This window comes from Micrococcus sp. KRD012, from assembly GCF_017168555.1.
Lineage (GTDB): Bacteria > Actinomycetota > Actinomycetes > Actinomycetales > Micrococcaceae > Micrococcus > Micrococcus luteus.
Genome location: NZ_JABFBB010000020.1, coordinates 84,284 through 105,289, shown reverse-complemented (window position 1 = coordinate 105,289; position 21,006 = coordinate 84,284). Strand labels below are relative to the sequence as shown.

The following is a 21,006-nucleotide window of genomic DNA, read 5'->3' as shown; positions in this document are numbered from 1 at the left end:
GACTCAGTGCGTCGTCATGGCGGCGACCGCGCTCCGGCCGTGGTCGATCAGCAGCGGCAGGTCGTGGTCGAGCGTGGCGACGTGGCGGCTGCGGGGCAGTCCCACCACCTCCACGGGGGCCTGGCGCAGGCCCCGCACCAGGGTCCGGTGGCTCGAGGCGGGCACGACGGCGTCGCGGGCGGACCGGTAGACCGTCACGGGAGCGGTGATCCGCGGCAGGGCGCGGCGGGCGGCCCGCTGGATGCGGCCGACGGCGGCGACGCCGGCCACCGGCGTGCGGGGGTAGGCGCGCTCGCGTGCCGTCGGGTCCGCGATGTCGTCCGCGATCGGGGCGACCGTGGGGACGAACGGGGCCAGCAACGGGGCGAAGGGGGTCTTCGGGGGCGACGGCGACGGGGCGGGGCATGCTCCCAGGGTAAGGCAGGCGGACCGTACGATGGGCAGGCACCCGACCGCCCCGACCGGAAGGCCCTCGTGTCCACGTTCTACTGGTCCGCCAAGACGTTCGCCGTGGCTCCGGCCACCCGCCTGCTGTTCCGCCCCTGGGTGAAGGGCCTCGCGAACGTGCCGGCCGAGGGCCCGGCGATCCTGGCCAGCAACCACCTGTCCGTCTCGGATTCGGTGTTCATGCCGGCCATGCTCGACCGCCAGGTGCACTTCCTGGCCAAGCACGAGTACTTCACCGGCCCGGGCGTGAAGGGGTGGGTCACCCGCCGGTTCTTCGAGGCCGCGAACCAGCTGCCCATGGACCGCTCCGGCGGAGAGGCGTCCCTGCGCTCGCTGGACGCGGGCCTCGCGGCGCTGCGGGAGGGCCGGCTGCTCGGGATCTACCCGGAGGGCACCCGCAGCCCGGACGGGCGGCTGCATCGCGGCAAGATCGGCGTGGCCAAGCTCGCGCTGGCCTCGGGCGTGCCCGTGGTGCCCATCGCGATGATCGGCACGGACCGGGTCCAGCCGATCGGCCACGTGCTGCCGCGGATCCGGCGCCTGGGCATGATCTTCGGCGAGCCGCTGGACTTCTCCGGCCGTGCCGCGGCAGCCGACGACCGCCGGGTGCTGCGGGAGGTGACGGACGAGATCATGGAGGCCATCCGGCGCCTGTCGGGCCAGGAATACGTGGACACCTACGCGGCGGACGTGAAGGCGGGCCGGGTGGCCGCTCCGCCGCGCGCCGGCGACTGAGCGGGGCCCGCGCGTCGTCATCCGGGGACGCCCAGACCGGGGCGCGGCACGCGGCCCCTAGCCTGGTGTGCATGACTGAAGACCCCCGCGAGAAGATCCTGGCCTTCGGCACCGCCATCTCGGAGGGCGCCGCCGACATCCCCGGCCTGGACCACTGGCGCTCGCTGCCGATCGCACAGGCGCCGTCCTGGGCGGACGAGGCCGACCACCGCGCCGCCGTCGCCGAGCTGAGCGCCCTGCCCCCGCTCGTCTTCGCGGGCGAGGTCGACCTGCTGCGCGCCCGTCTGGCCGACGTCGCCCAGGGCCGCGCGTTCCTCCTGCAGGGCGGCGACTGCGCCGAGACGTTCGCCGGGTCCACCGCCAACCGGATCAGCGCCCGGGTGAAGACCATCCTGCAGATGGCCGCAGTGCTGACCTACGGCGCCTCCATGCCGGTCGTGAAGATGGGCCGGATCGCCGGCCAGTTCGCCAAGCCGCGGTCCTCGGACACGGAGACCCGCGACGGCGTCACGCTGCCCAGCTTCCGCGGCGAGATCGTGAACGGCTACGAGTTCACCGAGCAGGCCCGCCGGCACGACGCCCGGCGGATGGTGCAGGCGTACCACACCTCCGCCTCCACCCTGAATCTGGTCCGCGCCTTCACCCAGGGCGGCTTCGCCGATCTGCGCAGCGTGCACCAGTGGAACCAGGGCTTCATGGCCAACCCGGCCTACGCCCAGTACGAGGAGATGGCCGCCGAGATCGACCGCGCGGTCCGCTTCATGAACGCCGCGGGCGTGGACTTCGAGGCCATGCGCCGCACCGAGTTCTACTCGGCCCACGAGGCGCTCCTGCTCGACTACGAGCGCGCCCTGACCCGCGTGGACTCGCGCAGCGGCGACCCCTACGCCACGAGCGCCCACTTCCTGTGGATCGGCGAGCGCACCCGCCAGGTGGACGGCGCCCACGTCGACTTCCTCTCCCGGGTCCGCAACCCGATCGGCGTGAAGCTCGGCCCGACCACCACGACCGCGGACGCCCTCGAGCTCGCGGAGCGGCTGGACCCGGAGCGCGAGCCGGGCCGCCTGACCTTCATCACCCGCATGGGCGCGGAGCGGATCCGGGACGTGCTGCCCGGCATCGTCGAGGGCGTCCGGGACGCGGGGCTGGAACCGGTGTGGGTCACCGACCCCATGCACGGCAACACCGTGACCGCGGCCAACGGCTACAAGACCCGCCGGTTCGAGGACGTGATGGACGAGGTCAGCGGCTTCTTCGAGGTGCACCGCGAGCTCGGCACGCATCCGGGCGGCATGCACGTCGAGCTGACCGGCGACGACGTCGCCGAGTGCCTGGGCGGCTCCGACCCGATCAACGAGGCCGACTTCGACGCCCGCTACGAGACGCTCTGCGACCCGCGGCTGAACCACCAGCAGTCCCTGGAGATGGCGTTCAAGGTCACCGAGGCCCTCTCGCACCCCGAGCGTCGCGCGCCGCGGGCCTGACCTCGCGGCCGGGCACGCCCCGGCTCAGCCGACCCAGACGTGGACCGCGGTGCCCTCGGGCAGGGCGGTCCCGGCGGCGGGGGACTGGTGCAGGACCCGGGACTCGCCCCGGCCGGCGAGCGGCAGCGGCAGGCGATGCACGCGGGCGTCCCAGCCGTCGTCCGCCAGCGTCGTGCGCGCCGTCTCCGGATCCTGCCCGGTCACGTCCGGCACCGGGCGCACGGCGCGGCCCTCGGAGAGCACCACGCGGACCGCGGTGCCCGGCGTCGCCTGCTCGCCGGGGGCCGGGTGCTGCTCGATCACGGCCCCGGCCGGCACCGCGGGATCGGTGCGGCGCTCCGCGACCTCCACGGTGAATCGGGCGTCCCGGGCCACGCCGTGGGCCCGCCGGATCACGACGCCGGTCAGGTCCGGCACCGGCACCGGCGCGGGGCCGGCGGAGACGGTGAGCTCGACGGGGGTGCCGCGCCCCGCCGGCTCCCCGGCCGCGGGCGAGCTGGCGACGACCGTGCCCTCCGTGCGGAGTTCGTTGTGCCGGGCCGTGACCGCCGCGGTGAAGCCCGCGGCGGTCAGCCGTTCCTCCGCCGCCTCCCGGGCCAGCCCGTCGAGGTCGGGGACCACCGCCACGCCACCGACTCCGAGGCCGCCGGAGCCCAGCGTCCAGCCCAGCAGCAGGGCGACGCCGGTGAGCAGCAGGGTCACGGCCGCGCCGATCGCCGCGGCCCGGCCGGTGCCCTGGCCGAGGTCGAGGGCGGGGCGGCGGGCCGCCCGACGCAGCCGCCGCGGGGACTCGCGCCCCGGATGCCGGTCCGCCGGAGCGGGGTCGAGCCCGAGCGGGCCGATCGGCTCCGCCGGATGCGCGGCGGGCCGCCGGTCGGCCCCGCGCGTCGCCGCACGGGTGTCGATGACGTCGGTCATGTCCGCGTCGAGGTCGGACTCGGCCAGGGCGGGGAGCACGCGCGTCGCGTGGTGGTCGCCGGCGTCGAGGGCCCGGGTCTGCAGGTTCCCGTCCGGGGCTGCGTCCTCAGGGCCATCGGCGGCGGGGGCGGCCACCGCCGGCTCCGCGCCCGGACCCTCGGCGGGGTGGCGGTCCGGTTCGTCGGGGTCTAGGCCCGCCGCCACGGCGTCGATGCGGTGCAGGAGCTCGCCGGCACCGGCGGGCCGGTCGGCCGGGTCCGGCTCGGTGCACCACAGCACGAGGTCGTCGAGGTCCTCGGGGAGCCCGGGGTGCAGCGTGGACGGCACGGGGACCCGCTCGTGGACATGCCGGTAGGCGACCTGCAGCGCGGTCGCCGCGGTGTACGGCTGGCGGCCCGTGAGCAGCTCGAACAGGATGATGCCCACGGCGTACACGTCGGAGCGGGCGTCGGCGGGCGCCCCGGCGATGTGCTCGGGGGCGAGGTAGGCGGGCGTGCCCACGACGGCCTGCCCGGCCATGGTGTGGGCCGTGGCGGCGCGGGACAGGCCGAAGTCCGCGACCGTCACCCGGCCGTCGTCGCGGACGAGCACGTTCTCGGGCTTCACGTCCCGGTGCACCAGCCCGGCGCGGTGCGCGGCGGCCAGGCCGTCGACGAGCGGACGCAGGAACCGCAGCGCCTCCCGGGGCGAGAGCGGTGCACGGTCCCGGATGACGGTGCGCAGCGTGCGGCCGGGCACGTGCTCCATCACGAGGTAGGCCAGCACGTCGCCGTCCTCGGCCTCGGTGTGGCCCTGGTCCAGGACCGCGACGACGTGGGGGTGGGACAGCCGCGCCGTCGTCTTGGCCTCCTGCTCGAACCGGCCGACGAGGACGGGGTCCTCCGCCAGGTGCGGGTGCATGACCTTGAGCGCCACCTGGCGGTCGAGACGCTCGTCCACGGCCAGGTAGACGGTGGACATGCCGCCCCGGGCCAGCCGCTCGACGACCCGGTAGCGGCCGTCGACGATGCCCCCCACGAGGGGGTCCCGGCGTGCGCTGCTCATCGTCCCAGGGTAGGACAGGCGGCGGACCCCCTCGGGGCGGCCCGCCGCCGGCGGATCAGAACATCGCCATCGCGGCGCGCACCTTGGCCACGTAGTCCCGTGCCTCCGGGTTCAAGCCGCTGTCCAGCACTCCGCCGAGGCCCTGGTAGTAGGCCCCGATGCCCTGGTCGAGGGTGGGGGTGCGGTCCTGCACGTACTTGATGAACGCGATGCCGGCCACCGCGTTGTCGTGGGGGTCCAGCAGGTTCAGCTCGCGGCCCACCAGCTCCGAGGCGAACTCGCCCGTGATCGGGATGACCTGCATCGCCCCCACGGCGTTGCCGGGGGAGACCGAGGCCATGCGGAAGCGGGACTCGGTGTACGCGTGGCCCAGGGCCAGGCGGGGGTCCACGCCCATCCGCTCGGCGGTCTCGCGGATGATCTGCTGCATCTGCTCGGGGGTGGGCTGCGGGACGGAGCGCAGCAGGCGTAGGTTCTCGTTCGCCGAGGCCGTGACGTGCGGCGCGTAGGTGCGCCCGAGGAAGGTGTCGCCGACCGCCTGGACGGCGGAGACCGGCTCCACCTCGAGGGTGCCGTCGGAGATCACGAGCACGTCGCCGGGGTGCAGCGTCGAGGCCCGCGTCAGGCCGTTGAGCTCGCGCAGACGGGGGATGGAGACCTCGAACCGCTGGGAGATCCCCCAGAGGGAGTCGCCGGAGACCACGGTGTACCGGACCGTCCCGCCGGCCGCCGCCGGGGCCGTCGACGCCGGCGCGGAGGCCGGGGTCGTGGCCGGGGCGGTCGACGCGGGGGTCTTCGGTGCGGCGGCCGTGCGCTGCGTGGTCAGGACCATGCCCGGGTGGAGCATGCTCGACGCGCTCATGCCGTTGAGCCGCTGCAGCTGCGCGGCGGAGACGCCGGTGCGGCGGGCGATGATCCACCACCCGTCGTTCGGCTGCACCGTGTAGGTCCCGACGGCCGGGGCCGGGGCCGCCGCGCCGGTCAGGCGGAGCTCGTCACCCGGGTAGAGCACGGTCTCCAGGCCCAGGCCGTTGAACCGCAGCAGGTCGGCGACGGAGACGCCGCGGGCGGCCGAGATCCGGGTGAGGGTGTCGCCCGGGCGCACGGTGTGCACCGCAGCCTCCTGGGCGTGGGCCTGGGCGGGCAGACCGGTGAGCAGCAGCAGGGGCACCGCGCCGCCGGTCAGGACGGAGCGCAGGCGGCGGGAGCGGACGGGGGTGTGGGACACGGCAGACCTCGGCATCGGATCGGACGGATGGAACACGACGGGGAAGTGACGGGCGGGACCCGTGGCCCCCCGCGGTCGACCGACGACGTCGGCGCCCGGCCGTGGAGCCTCGGCGATGTTATCGGAATGTGATCTTCGTGACCATACCGAGATCCATGCCGTCCGGGGCGCGGTGGGCCGGGCCCGTCGGCGGCCACGTAGGCTGGCGCCCGTGAGCACCACTTCCTCCGACACCCCGGTCCCCGCTGACGCGATCCCCGCCGAGCTCGACGCCCTCGTGGGCGAGTGGCTCTCCGTGCCCGACGTGGCGGAACACCTCGACCAGCGCGTGACCCGCGTCCACAACCTCGTGCATGATCGCCGCCTGCTGGCCGTGCGTCGTCCCGAGCCCGCGGTGCGGTCCGTGCCGGCCCTGTTCCTCACCGAAACCGGCGTGCTCGACTCTCTGCAGGGCACGCTCGTGCTGCTGGCCGACGCCGGTTTCTCCGATGAGGAGGCCCTCCGTTGGCTGTTCACCGAGGACGAGTCGTTGCCCGGCCGGCCCATCGACGCACTCCGGGACGGCCGGAAGACCGAGATCCGGCGCCGCGCCCAGGCCCTGGCCTGGTGAGCCAGCCCCGCGGGCGGTCATCCGCCCGCGGGGTCCGTGCCGCTCAGTGGCGGCGCGGCGTGTAGGCGTCGATCAGCCGCGTGAGCTCGGTGCTCACGTCCTCGGGGACGCCGTGCGCGAGCAGGCCCGCCACGGCCCCGGCCGCCTCGTGCGAGAGCGCCGCGACCCGCTCTTCGACGGCCCGGCGTGCGCCGCACGCCTCGAGGACGGCCTGCCAGTGGGCCACCCGGTCCGCGCCGAGGTCCGGGTCGCCGAGGTCCGCGTCGAGCGCGGCGGCCTCGTCCGGGGCGAGCAGCTCGACGGCGCGGGCGATGAGCACCGTCTGCTTCCCCTCCCGCAGGTCGTCGCCCGCGGGCTTGCCCGTGGTCGCCGGATCGCCGAACACGCCGAGCAGGTCGTCGCGGTACTGGAAGGCCATGCCGAACGGCAGCGACACCCGGGCGAACGCGGTCACCAGCCCGTCGTCCGCCCCCGCCAGCAGCCCCCCGAGGGCGAGCGGGTGCACCGCCGAGTAGCGCGCCGACTTGTGCTCCACCACCGCCTCGGCGGCCGCCTCGGCCTCGCGGGCGTCGCGCGCCGCCGGGGCCATCTCGGCCACCACGTCGAGGTACTGACCCGCCATCACGCCGAAGCGCATCCGCTCGAGCTCGGCCCGCGCCCGGTCCTCCCGGGGCGTGCCGGCGAGCACGCGCGCGAAGGCCGTCTCGCTCATCCCCAGCGCGACGTCGCCGGCGAGGATCGCGGCGGAGACGCCGAAGTGCTCCGCGGCGTGGCGCCAGCCCGCCTCCCGGTGGAGGGACTCGAAGCGGCGGTGCACGCTGGGCATCCCGCGGCGGGTGTCCGAGCGGTCCAGGATGTCGTCGTGGATCAGCGCCGCGGCCTGGAACAGCTCGAACGCCGCGCCCGCCTCGGCGATGCGGGGGTCCTCCGCCTCGCCACCGGCCGCCCGCCAGCCGAGCCAGGCTAGGACGGCGCGCAGGCGCTTGCCGCCCGCGGTCAGGTCCGCGATCGCGTCCACGAGGGGCGCCGTCAGCGGGTGGATGTCCCGGGCGAGTTCGCGGTGCTCCGCCAGCAGGCGGTCGAGGGCGTCGGCGACGGCGACGTCGGCGGGCATGGCCCCACCCTAGCCGCGCCGCGCGGCGGCTCGCCGGTCCCGGATAGGCTCGGTCCATGTCCGAGAGCGCGCCCGCTGCACCCCGCGATGAGGCGACGATCCTGCACGTGGACATGGACGCGTTCTTCCTGTCCGTCGAGCTGCGCGAACAGCCCGACCTCGAGGGGCGTCCCGCCGCCGTCGCCGCCCCGAGCGGCCGGTCCGTGGTGCTCTCCGCCTCGTACGCGGCGCGGGCCTACGGGGTCCGCTCGGCGATGCCCCTGGCGCACGCCCGCGCCCTGTGCCCGCCCCTCGTGGTCATCCCGCCGCGCCAGCAGCTCTACCGGGCCGTCTCCGCCGAGGTGATGGCCGTGCTCGCGGACGTGACCCCCGTGATGGAGCAGCTCAGCGTGGACGAGGCGTTCCTCGACGTCGCCGGCGCCCGCCGCCGGCTCGGCCCGCCCGAGCACATCGGCCACCTGATCCGGGAGCGCGTCCGCTCCGCGCTGGGGCTGCCGTGCACCGTGGGCGGCTCGGCCGTGAAGTTCGTGGCCAAGACGGCGTCCACCGCGGCCAAGCCCGACGGCCTGCTGATCGTGCCGCCGCAGCGCACCCTGGACTTCCTCCATCCGCTGCCCGTGGGCCGGCTGTGGGGCGTGGGCCCCAAGGCGGCCGAGCGGCTCGCCCGGCGGGGGGTGGCGACCATCGGTGACCTCGCCCGGGTGGACCCCGCGCGGCTGGAGGCGTCGTTCGGGGCCGCCGGCCGGGAGTGGGCGTCGCTCGCCCGGGGCATCGACCCGCGTCCCGTCGCCCCGCGCCCGGCGGCCCGCAGCATCGGTGCGGACCACACCTTCGACGTCGACCCCGTCGACGTCGCGGGCGTCGACCCGGAGGTCCTGCGCCTCTGTCACCGGGTCGCGGCCCGGCTGCGCGCGGAGCAGGTCACCGCCGGGGCGGTCACAGTCCGCCTCAAGGCGCCGGACGGGTCCGTGCGCAGCCGCACCGCCCGCCTCGCCCGGCCCACCGCCACGGGCCACGACCTCCTCGGCCCGGCGCGGCGGCTCGTCCGCGAGGTGCACGCCGAACGGCCGCATCCGGTCCGGCTCGTGGGCGTGCGCGCCGAGCGCCTCGGGGACGAGGCCGATCAGCCCCCGGCCCAGGAGGCGCTCTTCGGCGGTCCCGCCTGGGGGACGGAGGGCGAGGCGTCGGAGGCGGGCGACTGGGCCGGTGCCGAGGCCGCCCTGGACGCCGTCGCCCGGCGCTTCCCGACGGCGGCCGTGCGGCCGGCGTCGCTGCTGGGTCGCCGCGAGGCCCGCGCCGACGCCCGCCGGGACGCGCCGCGGCCGGGCCCCGGAGGCCCGGACCGGGAGTGAGGGGTTCCGGGGCCGGCGACGTCGCCACCTGGCTAGGGTGGGGCGGCAGGTCCTATCCTGGAGGGCAAGTCGGACGCGCGGGCGTCCCCTCCCGGTCCCGGAGGTGTCGGAGGCCGCGTTCGAAGGAGTCGCCATGCCCCTCTCAGAGCATGAGCAGCGGATGCTGGACCAGCTGGAGCAGCAGCTGCGCACCGAGGACCCCCGGCTGGCCACCCAGATGGCGGACACGGGGCGGCATCGGCTGCCCGTGGGTCGCGTCGTGGCCGGGGCCGTCCTCGCCGTGGTCGGGCTGCTCGTCGTGGTCCTCGGGGTCGCCAACCACGCGATCCTCCTGGGCGTGCTCGGCGTCGTCGTCATCGGGGCCGGCATCTTCCTGCTGACCACGCGGCCCCGCGCTGTCGCCTCCGGGGCCTCGGGCCCGGAGGCCCGCCGGTCGGGCGCACCGCGACGGCAGGGAGGCGGCGACTTCATGGGCCGCCTCGAGCGGCGCTGGGACGAGCGGCGCGCCGGAGGCGACTGAGCGCCTGGCCCGCCGGGCCCCCACTATCCTCCACTCCAGGCCCCGATCCGCTCCGGATCGGGGCCTTTCCGCTGCCCGAGGCTCCGTCGTCGCCGCGGCCCTCCACCGGGGCCCACCGGTCCTCCACTTCCCTCCACGGCGACACCGGTCCCGGGATCCGCGGGATGGCGCGCCGGACCCGGGGGCCTCGACACGCCCGTGGCGCCGTGACCCGCGTTCCGGGGTTGAGGGTGGAGGGAAGTGGGGTAATGTGGAGGAAAGGAGAGAGCATGGGTCCCGACCTTGGTCGGGAGGGACCGCTCGACGAGCCAGGGGGTGTGCCGTGTTCTTGGGCACGTACACCCCCCGGCTCGACGAGAAGTCCCGGCTGATCCTCCCCGCCAAGTTCCGCGAGGAGCTGGCGGAGGGGCTGGTCCTGACCCGGGGTCAGGAGCGCTGCGTCTACGTGTTCAGCGCTCGTGAGTTCGAGCGGGTCCACGAGCAGATGAGGTCGGCTCCACTGTCCTCCCGCCAGGCCCGTGACTACATCCGCGTCTTCCTCTCGGGGGCGTCGGACGAGGTCCCGGACAAGCAGGGTCGGGTGACCGTGCCGGCGCCGCTGCGGCAGTACGCGGGGCTGGACCGGGACGTGACCGTGATCGGCGCGGGGACGCGAGTGGAGATCTGGGACTCGGAGTCCTGGAACACCTACCTCGCCGAGCAGGAAGCCGCCTTCTCCGAGACCGACGAGGACGTCCTGCCCGGCGTCTTCTGACCGTGACCACCCGACCTCGAGCGAGACCTCCAGCCGACGCCGCCGCACCTGACCCGTCTTCCCCTGGGCCAGGCGTGGCGGCGGACGGATGGGGATCCCGCCCGAGGTCCGCCAGGACCGCGATGTGAGCAGGAGGTCGAGAGTGGACGCAGGCCAGCCGCGCCCCGAGGACCGCCACCTGCCCGTGATGCGGGACCGCGTCGTCGACCTCCTCGCCCCCGCCGTCCAGGCCGCGCTCGAGGCCGGCCGCACGCCCGTCGCCGTCGACGGCACGCTGGGCATGGGCGGGCACACCGAGGCCCTGCTGACCCGGTTCCCCCACCTGCGCGTCATCGGCATCGACCGCGACGTCCACGCCCAGGCCATGGCCGCCGAGCGCCTCGGCCCCCTCGCCGACCGTCTGATCCCCTTCCACGGCACCTACGACCGGGTGCCCGAGGCCATGGCCGCCGCGGGCGTCACGAAGGTCGATGCCGCGCTCTACGACCTCGGCGTGTCCTCCTATCAGCTGGACGACCGGGAACGCGGCTTCGCCTACTCCTACGACGCTCCGCTGGACATGCGCATGGACGACACCGCCGAGCGCTCCGCCGCGACGCTCGTGGCGGAGCTGGACGAGCAGGAGCTGCGCCGCATCATCCGTCGCGACGGCGAGGAGCGCTTCGCCGGCCCCATCGCACGGGCCATCGTCCGGGCCCGCGCCGAAGCCCCCATCGAGACCACCGGCCGCCTCGTCGAGGTGATCCGCTCGGCCGTCCCCGTCGCCGCGGGGGCCACCGGCGGGCACCCGGCCAAGCGCACCTTCCAGGCCCTGCGCATCGCCGTGAACGAGGAGCTCGACATCCTCGACGCCGCCGTGCCCGCCATCCTCGACGCCCTCCACGTGGGCGGCCGCCTCGTGGTGATGAGCTACCACTCCCTCGAGGACCGCATCACGAAGCGGCATCTGAGCGCGTGGGCCACGTCCACGGCGCCCCCGGGGTTCCCGGTGGTGCTGGAGGAGCACGAACCCGTGGTGCGGGTGCTCACCCGCGGCACCGAGAAGCCCACCGAAGAAGAAATCTCAGAGAACCGTCGCGCCTCCTCCGCGAAAGTGCGTGCGGTTGAGAAGATCAGGACGTCCAGGACCACGGCATGACGCTGCACGAGGAGATGAGCATGGCCGCACACGCACGGATCGCAGAGTCGCTGCGCCCCGGGTCGACCCCCGTCGCCCCCGCGCGGCCGGCTCCGCAGGAGCGCACGCCGCTCTCGGTGGTGCCCGCCCCGCTGCCCCGATCCCGCTCCGGGGTGACCGTGCTGTGCGTCCTCGTGGTGCTCGCCGCGCTCGCGGCGGTGCTCGTCATGAACATCACCATGTCCAACCGGCAGTACGCCCTCCTCGACCTGCGCCAGGAGCAGCAGGCCGTCACCGAGACCAATGAGCGGCTGGCCGAACAGGTGGGCCACCTCGAGGCGCCGCAGAACCTGGCCGCGCGCGCCGACGCCCTCGGGATGGTCGCCCCCGCCGGCACCGCCTCCGTGGACGCGGGCACGGGCGAGTTCAGCGGCGAGGCCCAGGCGGCCCAGGACGGCGACGTCTCCGCCACCTACGTCGCGCCGCCGGCGGACGCGGACGCGGTCCGCCAGGGGGCGTCCGACGACGGCCAGGACGAGATCGAGGGACCGCGCACCTTCAGCGGCGAGGACGCCTCCGCCGCCGACCAGGACGCCGCCGACCGTTGATCGACCGTCCCGCCTCGCACCTTCCCCGCGGCGGATCGACGGTCGGGCCCGCTCCCGGGCACCCCGCCGTGCGCACCCGCATCCTGCTGCTGCTCGTCCTCGTCCTGCTCGGCGGGCTCGCGCTGCGGCTCGTCTACGTGCAGGGCATCGACCCCACGGGGCAGGCCGCGGCGGCCATGGATCAGCGCCTGACCCACCAGGAGACCCTGCCGCAACGCGGGTCCATCCTGGACCGTGACGGCGACGTGCTGGCCGCCAGCGTGCGCCGATACGACATCGTCGTGGACCAGCGCCTCGTCAAGGACTTCAACGAATGGGACCGCGAGGCCCGGGAGACCGTGCTCGTGGACGTGGACTCCCGCCTGGCCAGCCTGGCCGAGGTGCTCGGCATGACGGAGGAGGAGGTGCGCGAGGCCACCATCGGCTCCCGCCCGTACGCCGTGGTGCGTCGCTCCGTGACCCCGGAGGTCCGGGACAAGGCCATGGCGCTCAACGTGCCGGGCCTGCTCTCCGAGGCGGTGGACCGCCGCACCTACCCGAACGGGTCGGTCGCCGGCAGCATCATCGGCTTCATGGGCGGTGACGGCACCGCCCTCGAAGGCCTCGAGCTCAGCCAGGACGACGTCATGACCGGCACCCCGGGCACCCGCACGTTCGAGGTGGGCGCGGACGGCATCCGCATCCCCAACGCCCCGCTCGAGGAGGTTCCGGCCGTGGACGGCGCCGACCTGCGCCTGACCGTGGACAAGGACGCCCAGTGGTTCGCGCAGGAGACCCTCGGCGCCCTCGCCGCCGAGTACGACGCGGAATGGGCGAACGCCGTCGTGATGGACGTGAAGACGGGCGACGTGATCGTCATGGCGGACTCCACCACGGTGGACCCCGCCGACCCCGACGCCACCGAGGGGAACTTCCGCACCTCCACCGTGATGAGCACCCCGTACGAGCCGGGCTCCACGGGCAAGGCGCTGCCGATCGCGGCCGCCGTCGACGCCGGGAAGGTCACCGCCACGGACGGCTTCACCGTCCCCAGCAGCCAGGACTTCGACAGGCAGACCATCCGGGACTTCTCCCCGCACCCGACGTTCGACATGACCGTGGCCGGCATCTACGCGCGCTCCTACAACACGGGCACGGTGCAGATCGCCGAGAAGATCACGGACGAGCAGCGCTACGAGTACATGCGCTCCTTCGGCGTCGGCCAGCCCATCGACCTCGGCCTGCCGCAGCAGGCGGGCAGCGTCCTCGTCCCGCCCGAACAGTGGGACGGCCGCCAGCGCCTGACCACGGCCTTCGGCCAGGGCTACACCCAGACCACCCTGCACACCGCCCAGATGTACCAGGCCCTCGCCAACGACGGCGTGCTGATCCCGGCCCGGCTGATCGACGCCACGGTGGACGGCGACGGCGCGGAGAAGCGCTGGGAGTCGTCCGCGGAGCCCCACCGCGTGGTCTCCGAGGAGACGGCGGCGCAGATGCTCCGCATGATGGAGACCGTCGTGACGCAGGGCACCAGCAAGGCCGCCGCGATCCCCGGGTATCGCGTGGGCGGCAAGTCCTCCACCGCCGAGGCCGCGAGCGACACCGGCACGTACGACGGCTACAACCTCGGCTTCACCGCCGTCGCCCCGCTCGACGACCCCCGCTTCGTGGTGTCCGTGTCCATGCATCGGCCGCCGTCGAAGCAGGGCTCCCGGGACGTGTCCGTCGCGGCCGCCACGATCATGGAGTACATGCTCCGCCAGGCGGACGTGCCCGCCACCGGAGCCGAGCCGAACGACTACCGCGTCTTCGTGGACGATCCGCAGGACCGGCCGTGGTGACCCACGCCTCCGGCCCCGAGCACCCCAGGAGCACCCCCATGACCCTCCCACACCCCCGCCGCGCCCTGGCCCGCCCTCGCACACGCGCTGGCCGAGGCGGGGATCGCGGCCCACGTCCACGGCGCGGCCCCGGCCGACGGCGTCACGGGGGTCAGCCTCGACTCGCGTGTCGTGCGCCCGGGCGACCTCTACGTCGCCGTTCCGGGGGCGCGCGCCCACGGCGCGGCGTTCGCGGCCACGGCGCTGGAGGCCGGGGCCGTCGGCGTCCTGACGGACGCGGCGGGCCGCGCGCTCCTGGCGGAGCAGGGCCTGGTCGACGTCCCGGTGCTCGAGGTCGACGCCGTGCGCACCGCCGCCGGCACCGTGGCGGCCCGCGTCTACGGCGGCGGGGGCGACGCCGGCCCGCGCCTGGTCGGCGTGACCGGCACCAACGGCAAGACCACCACGAGCTTCCTCGCCGCCGCCCTGCTTGAGGCCCTGGGGCGCCGGTCGGGCATCGTGGGCACGATCCTGATCCGCGCGGGGGAGCGGGAGGTCCCCTCCACGCTCACCACGCCCGAGGCCACCCAGCTGCACGCCCTCATGGCGCTCATGCGCGAGGAGGAGGTGGACACCGCCGTCATGGAGGTCTCCTCCCACGCCGTGGCGTACCAGCGGATCGCCGGCCTGCGCTACGCGGTGGCCGGGTTCACCAACCTGACCCAGGACCACCTGGACATGCACGGCTCGATGCAGGAGTACTTCGCGGCCAAGGCCGGTCTGTTCGACCCCGCCCGCACCGACCACGCCGTCATCACGCTCGACGGCGGCGAGGGGCCCCGCTGGGGCGTCGCCATGGCCCGGGCCGCCGGCGCTCCCGTCACCACGCTCGCCCTCGGGCCGGCCGCGCCGACGCCGGGCGCCCTGGCCGAACACGACCCCGGCCTCCGGGCGGACTGGGAGGTCGCCGAGCTCGCGCCGGACGGCCTCGGCCATCGCTTCACGCTGCGCCACGCGGCCACGGGCCGGGAGCTGCGGGCCTCCGTCGGTCTGCCGGGCCGCTTCAACGTGGCCAACGCGGCCCTCGCGGTCCTGCTCGTGCTGCACGCCGTGGGGGAGGAGCACCTGGACGCGCTCGCCGCCGTCCTGGACGTGCCCGCGGGCGAGGGCCCTCTGGCCGCCGCCGTCCCGGGACGGATGGAGGTCGTGGGCCGCGAGCCGGACGCCGTCGTCGACTTCGCGCACAACCCGGACGGCATGGTCCAGGCGCTGCGCTCCCTCGCCGACGCCCGGGCGGCGGCCGGGACGCGCGGCCGCACCCTGATCGTGTTCGGCTCCGCCGGTGACCGTGACCGTGACAAGCGGCCCGTGATGGGCGCGATCGCGGCCCGGGCGGCGGATGTGGTGATCGTCACCGACGACACCCCCCACTCGGAGGACCCGGCCCCGATCCGTGCCCACATCCTCGCCGGCGCCCGCGCCGAGGCCGACCGCATCGCGCGGGAGGAGGGCCGCACGGTCGTGATCGAGGAGGTGGCCGACCGTGCCGCGGCCATCCGCCGCGCCGTGGAGCTGGCGGGGCCGCAGGACGGCATCCTCCTGGCCGGCCGCGGGCACGAGACCACGATGGACTACGACGGCGAGCTCGTCCCGCTGGACGATCGGGTGGCCCTCCGCGAGGCCCTGGCAGCCCGTGTCGCGGCGGCCTCCGCCTCGGGCTCCGGCCCCGCCCGCGAGGGTAAGGTCATCGAGTCATGATCGCTCTCACCGCAGCCCAGATCGCCGAGGCCGTGTCCGGCACGCTCTCGGCCACCCTCGACCCCGCCACCGTGCTGGTGCACGTCACCCCCGACTCGCGGGAGGTCACCGCCGAGGGCACGCTCTACGTGGCGAAGCCGGGGGAGCGCGCCGACGGCCACGACTTCATCGACGCCGCGCTGGGCGCCGGCGCCGCCGCTGTGCTCGCCGAGCGCGCCACGCACGCCCCCGACGGCGCCGCGCACCCGGCGATCCTCGTGGAGGACGCCGTGCTCGCGATGGGCGCGCTCGCCCGGGAGGTCGTGCGCCGCGTCCGGGAGCACTCCCCGACCACCGTCATCGGCATCACCGGCTCGGCCGGCAAGACCACCACGAAGGACCTGCTCGCCGCCCTGCTGGCCACCCAGGGCCCCACCGTCGCACCGGTCGGCTCGTACAACGGCGAGGTCGGCGTGCCGCTCACGGTGTTCCGGGCGGAGCTGGACACGCGCTTCCTCGTGGTCGAGATGGGCGCGGACCACGTCGGCAACATCGCGTACCTCTGCGACCTCGTGCGCCCGGACATCGGCGTCGTGCTCATGGTGGGCACCGCCCACGCGGGCAGCTTCGGCGGCGTGGCGAACATCGCACGCACCAAGGGCGAGCTCGTGGAGGCCCTCGGCCCCGACGGCATCGCCGTCCTCAACCTCGACGACGAGCGTGTCGCCGGCATGGCGGCGCGGACCGCCGCCCCGATCACCTGGTTCACCGCGGACGAGCGGGGCGTCGCCCGCGCGGCCGAGGACGTGGCCGCCGGCCGTGCGTCGGGCCTCGTCGCCGCACGGGACGTGCACGCCGACGACCAGGAGCGCCCCGTGTTCGACCTGCAGGTCGGGACGGAGGAGGCCGCCCTGCGGCACCCGGTCGCCTCCGGACTGACCGGCCTGCACCACGTGCACAACGTGCTGGCCGCCGCCGCGGCCGCCCACGCCGCCGGCATGGACCCGGCCGAGATCGCCCGTGGTCTCGACGGGCTCGGGCCCGCCAGCCGCTTCCGGATGGAGCGCACCGACCGCGCGGACGGCGTCACGGTCATCAACGACGCGTACAACGCCAACCCCGAGTCCATGCGCGCCGCGCTCCGGACGCTGGCCACCCTCGGCCGCTCCAGCGGCCGCCGCACCTGGGCCGTCCTGGGGGAGATGCTCGAACTCGGCGATGCCCGCGTCCGTGAGCACACCCTCGTGGGCGAGTCCGTGGTGCGCCTGAACATCGCCCAGCTGCTGGTGGTGGGCGCCGGAGCCCGGCCGCTCTACATCGGCGCCCTCAACGAGGGCAGCTGGGGCGAAGAGGCGCACTTCGTCGACGACGCCGCGCAGGCCGAGGCGTTCCTCACCGAGCACCTGCGCCCCGGCGACCTCGTCCTCGTCAAGTCCTCCAACGGCGTCGGGCTCGCGGCCCTCGGCGAGCGCCTCGCCACGGCCGACGCCGTCGCCGCCCCCTCCGCCTCCCCGAAGGAGTCCCGACCGTGATCGGACTGCTCATCGGCGGCGTGCTCGGCCTGGTCCTCTCGGCCGCCGGCACCCCGCTGTTCATCCGGTTCCTCGTCAAGCGCGGGTACGGCCAGTTCGTCCGCGACGACGGCCCGACCACCCACAAGACCAAGCGCGGCACGCCCACGATGGGCGGCGCGGTCATCATCGGGTCCCTCGTGCTGGCGTATCTGATCACCCACGGGCTGCTCGCGGTGCTCGGCGTCGACTTCGGCGGGCCCACGGCCTCCGGCCTCATCCTGTTGCTGCTCACCGTGGGCATGGCCTTCGTCGGGTTCGTGGACGACTTCACGAAGATCACGAAGCAGCGCTCGCTCGGCCTGACGCCGCGCGGCAAGATCATCCTCCAGGCCCTGATCGGCACCGCCTTCGCCGTCCTCGCCCTGAACTTCCCGGACGAGCGGGGCCTGACCCCCGCCTCGACGGCGATCTCCTTCGCCCGGGACGTCCCGTGGCTCGACCTGGCCTTCGCCGGACCCGCGATCGGCGTCATCCTGTTCGTGATCTGGTCGAACCTCATCACCACCGCCACCACGAACGCCGTGAACCTCACGGACGGCCTCGACGGGCTCGCCACGGGCGCCACCGCCATGATCACGGGCGCCTACGTCCTGATGTCGCTCTTCCAGTCGAGCCAGTCGTGCGCGCTCGAGGGCACACGCGGCTGCTACGAGGTCCGCGACCCCATGGACCTCGCCCTGCTCGCGGCGATCCTCACGGGCAGCCTGCTGGGCTTCCTCTGGTGGAACACCTCCCCGGCCAAGATCTTCATGGGGGACACCGGCTCCCTGGGCCTGGGCGGCGCCCTGGCCGGCTTCGCGATCTTCACGCGCACCGAGATCCTGGTGGCCGTGCTGGCCGGCCTCATGGTCGCGATCACCCTCTCCGTCATCATCCAGGTGGGCTGGTTCAAGGTCTCCGGCGGCAAGCGCGTGTTCCTCATGGCGCCGCTGCAGCACCACTTCGAGCTCAAGGGCTGGGCCGAGGTGACCGTCGTGGTCCGCTTCTGGCTGCTGTCCCTGATGTGCGTCACCGTGGGGCTCGCGATCTTCTACGGCGACTGGCTCATCCGCCAGGGCGGCCTCGCGGGGGTGACCCCGTGACCGGCCCCGCGTCCGACGCCGCGCCCGCACCGGTGCGCCGGCCCCGCGCCGACACCGCCCGCACCGCCGACCTCACGTCCTGGGACGCCCCGGGGTGGGCCGGCCTGCGCGTCGTCGTCACGGGCCTGGGCGTCACCGGCTTCTCCGTGGCCGACACCCTGGCCGAGCTGGGCGCCGCCGTCGTGGTGGTGGACGGCGACGACGGCCCCGAGAACCGGGCGCGCGCCGAGACCCTGCGGATCGTGGGGGTCCGCGAGGTCCTGCTCGACCGGGCGGCCACGCAGGCGCTGCCCGAGGTCGACGGCGCCGCCGCGGACCTCGTCGTGACCTCCCCGGGCTGGCGTCCGGACCAGCCGCTGCTGATGGCCGCCCACGCGGCGGGCCTGCCGATCTGGTCCGACGTCGAGCTGGCCTGGCGGCTGCGCGAGCGCGCCGGCCGGAAGACCGCCGACTGGGTGTGCCTGACGGGCACGAACGGCAAGACGACCACCGTGACGATGGTCGAGGCCATCCTGCGGGCGGACGGCCGTCGGGCGGTGGCCTGCGGCAACGTCGGCACCCCCGTGCTCGACGCGATCCGCGACCCGGAGGGCTTCGACGTGCTCGCCCTCGAGCTCTCCAGCTTCCAGCTGCACTGGACGCACGGACTGGCGCCGGCGTCATCGGCGGTGCTGAACCTGGCCGAGGACCACGTGGACTGGCACGGCTCGATGGACGAGTACGCCGCCGCCAAGGGCAAGGTGTATGCGAACACGCGGGTGGCCTGCGTGTTCAACGAGCAGGACCCGCTGACCCGCACCCTCGTGGAACGCGCGGACGTCCAGGAGGGCTGCCGCGCGATCGGCTTCACCACGGACACCCCGGGCCTGTCCGACATCGGCGTCGTGGACGGGATCCTCGTGGACCGTGCGTTCCTGGACAACCGGCGTCACGAGGCGATCGCCCTGGCCGAGCGCGCCGACCTGGGCCCGGTGGCGCCGCGCCACACCATGGCCAACGCGGCCGCCGCGGCGGCGCTGACCCGGGCCGTCGGGGTGAGCCCCGCGGCCGTGGCCGAGGGCCTGCGCGCCTACGACCGCGGCGAGCACCGCATCCAGCTCGTGGCCACCTCCCGCGACGTCATGTGGGTCAACGACTCCAAGGCGACGAACCCGCACGCCGCGGACGCGTCGCTGGCGGCGTTCAGCTCCGTGGTGTGGCTGGCCGGCGGCCTGCCCAAGGGCGTGACCTATCACGAGCTGGTGGCCGCGCACGCCGACCGGCTCCGCGCGGTGGTGCTCCTGGGCAGGGACACCTCGGCCCTGCGCGCGGCCCTGGCCGCGCACGCCCCCGAGGTCCCCGTCCACGCCCCCCTCACCGCGGCCGACGGCACCGGCCCCGCCGACGGCGCGGCCGTGATGGCCGAGGCGGTGCGCGTGGCCGACGGCCTGGCCCGCCCCGGCGACACCGTGCTCATGGCGCCCGCCGCGGCGTCGATGGACCAGTTCCGCTCCTACGCGGCCCGCGGCGAGGCGTTCATCGAGGCCGTCGCCGGGCTGATGCGCGAGCACGGCTGGGACGTGCACGACGACGCCGCGCCCGACGCCGACTGACCCGCCGCCCACCCGACCGTCTCGCTTCCCCCGTGAGGAGGGCCATGTCCCCGATCGAGCTCCGCCCGGTCCGCCCCCGCGCGGACGACGACGCCCCCGAGCACCGGGAGCGGCTCCTGCGCCGGATGTGGCGGGTCCTCGAGGGTCGCCGCGCCCTCGACCTGTCGGTCCTGCTCATCAGCGGCTGCACCGCCCTGCTCACGGTGCTGGGCCTCGTGATGGTGCTCTCCTCGTCCTCCGTCGAGGCGATCGGCACCGGCGGCGGCTCGTACGCCCTGTTCCTGCGCCAGACCGCCTGGGCGGTGGCGGGCGTGGCGGCCCTGCTCGTGTTCTCGCGCCTGCCGGTGCGCGTCTTCAAGGCGCTCGCCTGGCCGGCGTTCGGCGTGGCCGTGATCCTGCTCGCGCTGGTCGCGTTCTCCCCGCTCGGGGTCACCGTGGGCGGCAATCGCAACTGGCTCGGCATCGGCGGGTTCCGGATGCAGCCCTCCGAGGCCGCCAAGCTCGCCCTGGCCCTGTGGGCGGCGGCGGTCCTGGAGCGCAAGCACCGCCTTGTCACCCAGGTGCGGCACGCGCTGATCCCGGTGCTGCCCGGCGGCCTGTTGCTGCTGGTCCTGGTGATGGCGGGCAGCGACCTCGGGACCGCGATCATCCTCGCGCTCGTGCTGGCCACGGTGCTGTACGTGGCCGGCACCCACTGGGGGGTCTTCCTCACCTTCCTGGCGCTGAGCGTGCTGGGCATCCTGGCCCTGACCCTCCTCGCCCCGCACCGCATGGTCCGGGTGCAGGCCTGGCTGGGGGACTGCTCCGACGCCACCGACCCCTGCTTCCAGCCGGCGCACGGGATGTACGCCCTGGCCTCGGGCGGCTGGTGGGGCGCGGGCCTCGGCCAGTCCCGCCAGAAGTGGAGCTACATCCCGGAGGCCGAGAACGACTTCATCTTCACCATCCTCGGCGAGGAGCTCGGGCTCGTGGGCACGCTGGTGGTGCTGCTGGCCTACCTCGGCCTGGCGATCGGCATCTACCGCGTCGCCGCCGGGACCACGTCCACGTTCATCCGCCTGTCCACGTGGGGGATCCTGGCCTGGCTGGTGGGTCAGGCGTCCGTCAACATCGCGATGGTCTCCGGGATCATCCCCGTGGTGGGCGTCCCGCTGCCCTTCATCTCCTATGGTGGTTCCGCGCTCACCCTGTCCTTGAGCGCGGTCGGCATCGTGCTGGCCTTCGCCCGCCACGAGCGCCGCCGTGCCGCGCAGCCCGACGCCCGCCCGCAGACGGACGAGCCGGACAC

General features: G+C 74.8%; 18 protein-coding genes. 14 read left to right on the top strand and 4 right to left on the bottom strand.

The window, feature by feature from the left end; genetic code table 11:
• Window positions 1–3: 3 nt before the first annotated feature.
• On the bottom strand, window positions 4–360 hold the full coding sequence (locus J1M37_RS08575; RefSeq protein WP_241250962.1) for an alpha/beta hydrolase: 357 nt from the start codon (window positions 358–360) through the stop codon (window positions 4–6).
• A gap of 114 nt (window positions 361–474) precedes the next feature.
• Here J1M37_RS08575 and J1M37_RS08570 point away from each other — a divergent pair, with 114 nt between their 5' ends.
• On the top strand, window positions 475–1,182 hold the full coding sequence (locus J1M37_RS08570) for a lysophospholipid acyltransferase family protein (RefSeq protein WP_098092486.1): 708 nt from the start codon (window positions 475–477) through the stop codon (window positions 1,180–1,182).
• A 71-nt stretch (window positions 1,183–1,253) separates the two neighbouring features.
• Window positions 1,254–2,666: a class II 3-deoxy-7-phosphoheptulonate synthase gene (locus tag J1M37_RS08565; RefSeq protein WP_002854593.1), complete on the top strand. Its 1,413-nt coding sequence runs from the start codon at window positions 1,254–1,256 to the stop codon at window positions 2,664–2,666.
• Window positions 2,667–2,690: 24 nt separating this feature from the next.
• Here the strand turns inward: J1M37_RS08565 and pknB are convergent, their stop codons facing one another.
• Window positions 2,691–4,628, bottom strand: coding sequence for a Stk1 family PASTA domain-containing Ser/Thr kinase (gene pknB, locus J1M37_RS08560; protein ID WP_223247544.1), 1,938 nt, complete (start codon window positions 4,626–4,628; stop codon window positions 2,691–2,693).
• A gap of 55 nt (window positions 4,629–4,683) precedes the next feature.
• A complete protein-coding gene (locus J1M37_RS08555) occupies window positions 4,684–5,856 on the bottom strand; it encodes a LysM peptidoglycan-binding domain-containing protein (RefSeq protein WP_122054380.1) in 1,173 nt (390 codons plus the stop codon).
• A 211-nt stretch (window positions 5,857–6,067) separates the two neighbouring features.
• Here J1M37_RS08555 and J1M37_RS08550 point away from each other — a divergent pair, with 211 nt between their 5' ends.
• Window positions 6,068–6,466, top strand: coding sequence for an Rv2175c family DNA-binding protein (locus tag J1M37_RS08550; RefSeq protein WP_044659490.1), 399 nt, complete (start codon window positions 6,068–6,070; stop codon window positions 6,464–6,466).
• Window positions 6,467–6,509: 43 nt separating this feature from the next.
• Here the strand turns inward: J1M37_RS08550 and J1M37_RS08545 are convergent, their stop codons facing one another.
• A complete protein-coding gene (locus tag J1M37_RS08545) occupies window positions 6,510–7,580 on the bottom strand; it encodes a polyprenyl synthetase family protein (protein ID WP_206452442.1) in 1,071 nt (356 codons plus the stop codon).
• 56 nt (window positions 7,581–7,636) lie between these two features.
• On the opposite strand from J1M37_RS08545, the gene dinB reads away from it, so the two are divergent.
• The 11 genes from dinB to ftsW all read left to right on the top strand — a co-directional run.
• A complete protein-coding gene (gene dinB, locus J1M37_RS08540; RefSeq protein WP_206452441.1) occupies window positions 7,637–8,932 on the top strand; it encodes a DNA polymerase IV in 1,296 nt (431 codons plus the stop codon).
• A gap of 133 nt (window positions 8,933–9,065) precedes the next feature.
• Window positions 9,066–9,452: a DUF3040 domain-containing protein gene (locus J1M37_RS08535; RefSeq protein ID WP_012750919.1), complete on the top strand. Its 387-nt coding sequence runs from the start codon at window positions 9,066–9,068 to the stop codon at window positions 9,450–9,452.
• A 322-nt stretch (window positions 9,453–9,774) separates the two neighbouring features.
• Entirely contained in the window at window positions 9,775–10,206 is a 432-nt protein-coding gene (mraZ, locus tag J1M37_RS08530) for a division/cell wall cluster transcriptional repressor MraZ (RefSeq protein ID WP_044659496.1), read from the top strand.
• 142 nt (window positions 10,207–10,348) lie between these two features.
• Window positions 10,349–11,344: a 16S rRNA (cytosine(1402)-N(4))-methyltransferase RsmH gene (rsmH, locus tag J1M37_RS08525; RefSeq protein WP_095694689.1), complete on the top strand. Its 996-nt coding sequence runs from the start codon at window positions 10,349–10,351 to the stop codon at window positions 11,342–11,344.
• A gap of 20 nt (window positions 11,345–11,364) precedes the next feature.
• The gene (locus J1M37_RS08520) at window positions 11,365–11,931 is read left to right on the top strand and encodes a hypothetical protein (RefSeq protein ID WP_230956246.1); all 567 of its coding nucleotides are present in this window, start codon (window positions 11,365–11,367) and stop codon (window positions 11,929–11,931) included.
• Window positions 11,932–11,999: 68 nt separating this feature from the next.
• Complete coding sequence (locus J1M37_RS08515) at window positions 12,000–13,754, top strand: peptidoglycan D,D-transpeptidase FtsI family protein (protein WP_342345134.1); 1,755 nt, start codon at window positions 12,000–12,002, stop codon at window positions 13,752–13,754.
• A 171-nt stretch (window positions 13,755–13,925) separates the two neighbouring features.
• Entirely contained in the window at window positions 13,926–15,491 is a 1,566-nt protein-coding gene (locus J1M37_RS08510) for a Mur ligase family protein (RefSeq protein ID WP_342345133.1), read from the top strand.
• A complete protein-coding gene (locus tag J1M37_RS08505; RefSeq protein ID WP_144862063.1) occupies window positions 15,488–17,002 on the top strand; it encodes a UDP-N-acetylmuramoyl-tripeptide--D-alanyl-D-alanine ligase in 1,515 nt (504 codons plus the stop codon). The genes J1M37_RS08510 and J1M37_RS08505 overlap by 4 nt, the downstream gene beginning before the upstream one ends.
• Window positions 16,999–18,126 carry a phospho-N-acetylmuramoyl-pentapeptide-transferase gene (gene mraY / locus J1M37_RS08500; RefSeq protein ID WP_036341564.1) on the top strand — a complete coding sequence of 376 codons (1,128 nt, stop codon included), beginning with the start codon at window positions 16,999–17,001 and terminating at the stop codon, window positions 18,124–18,126. Before J1M37_RS08505 ends, mraY begins: the two co-directional genes overlap by 4 nt.
• Window positions 18,123–19,718, top strand: coding sequence for a UDP-N-acetylmuramoyl-L-alanine--D-glutamate ligase (gene murD, locus J1M37_RS08495; protein WP_060973594.1), 1,596 nt, complete (start codon window positions 18,123–18,125; stop codon window positions 19,716–19,718). Before mraY ends, murD begins: the two co-directional genes overlap by 4 nt.
• Before the next feature lie 44 nt (window positions 19,719–19,762).
• Window positions 19,763–21,006: putative lipid II flippase FtsW (gene ftsW / locus J1M37_RS08490; protein ID WP_206452443.1), on the top strand; the 1,244-nt coding region annotated here is incomplete at its 3' end.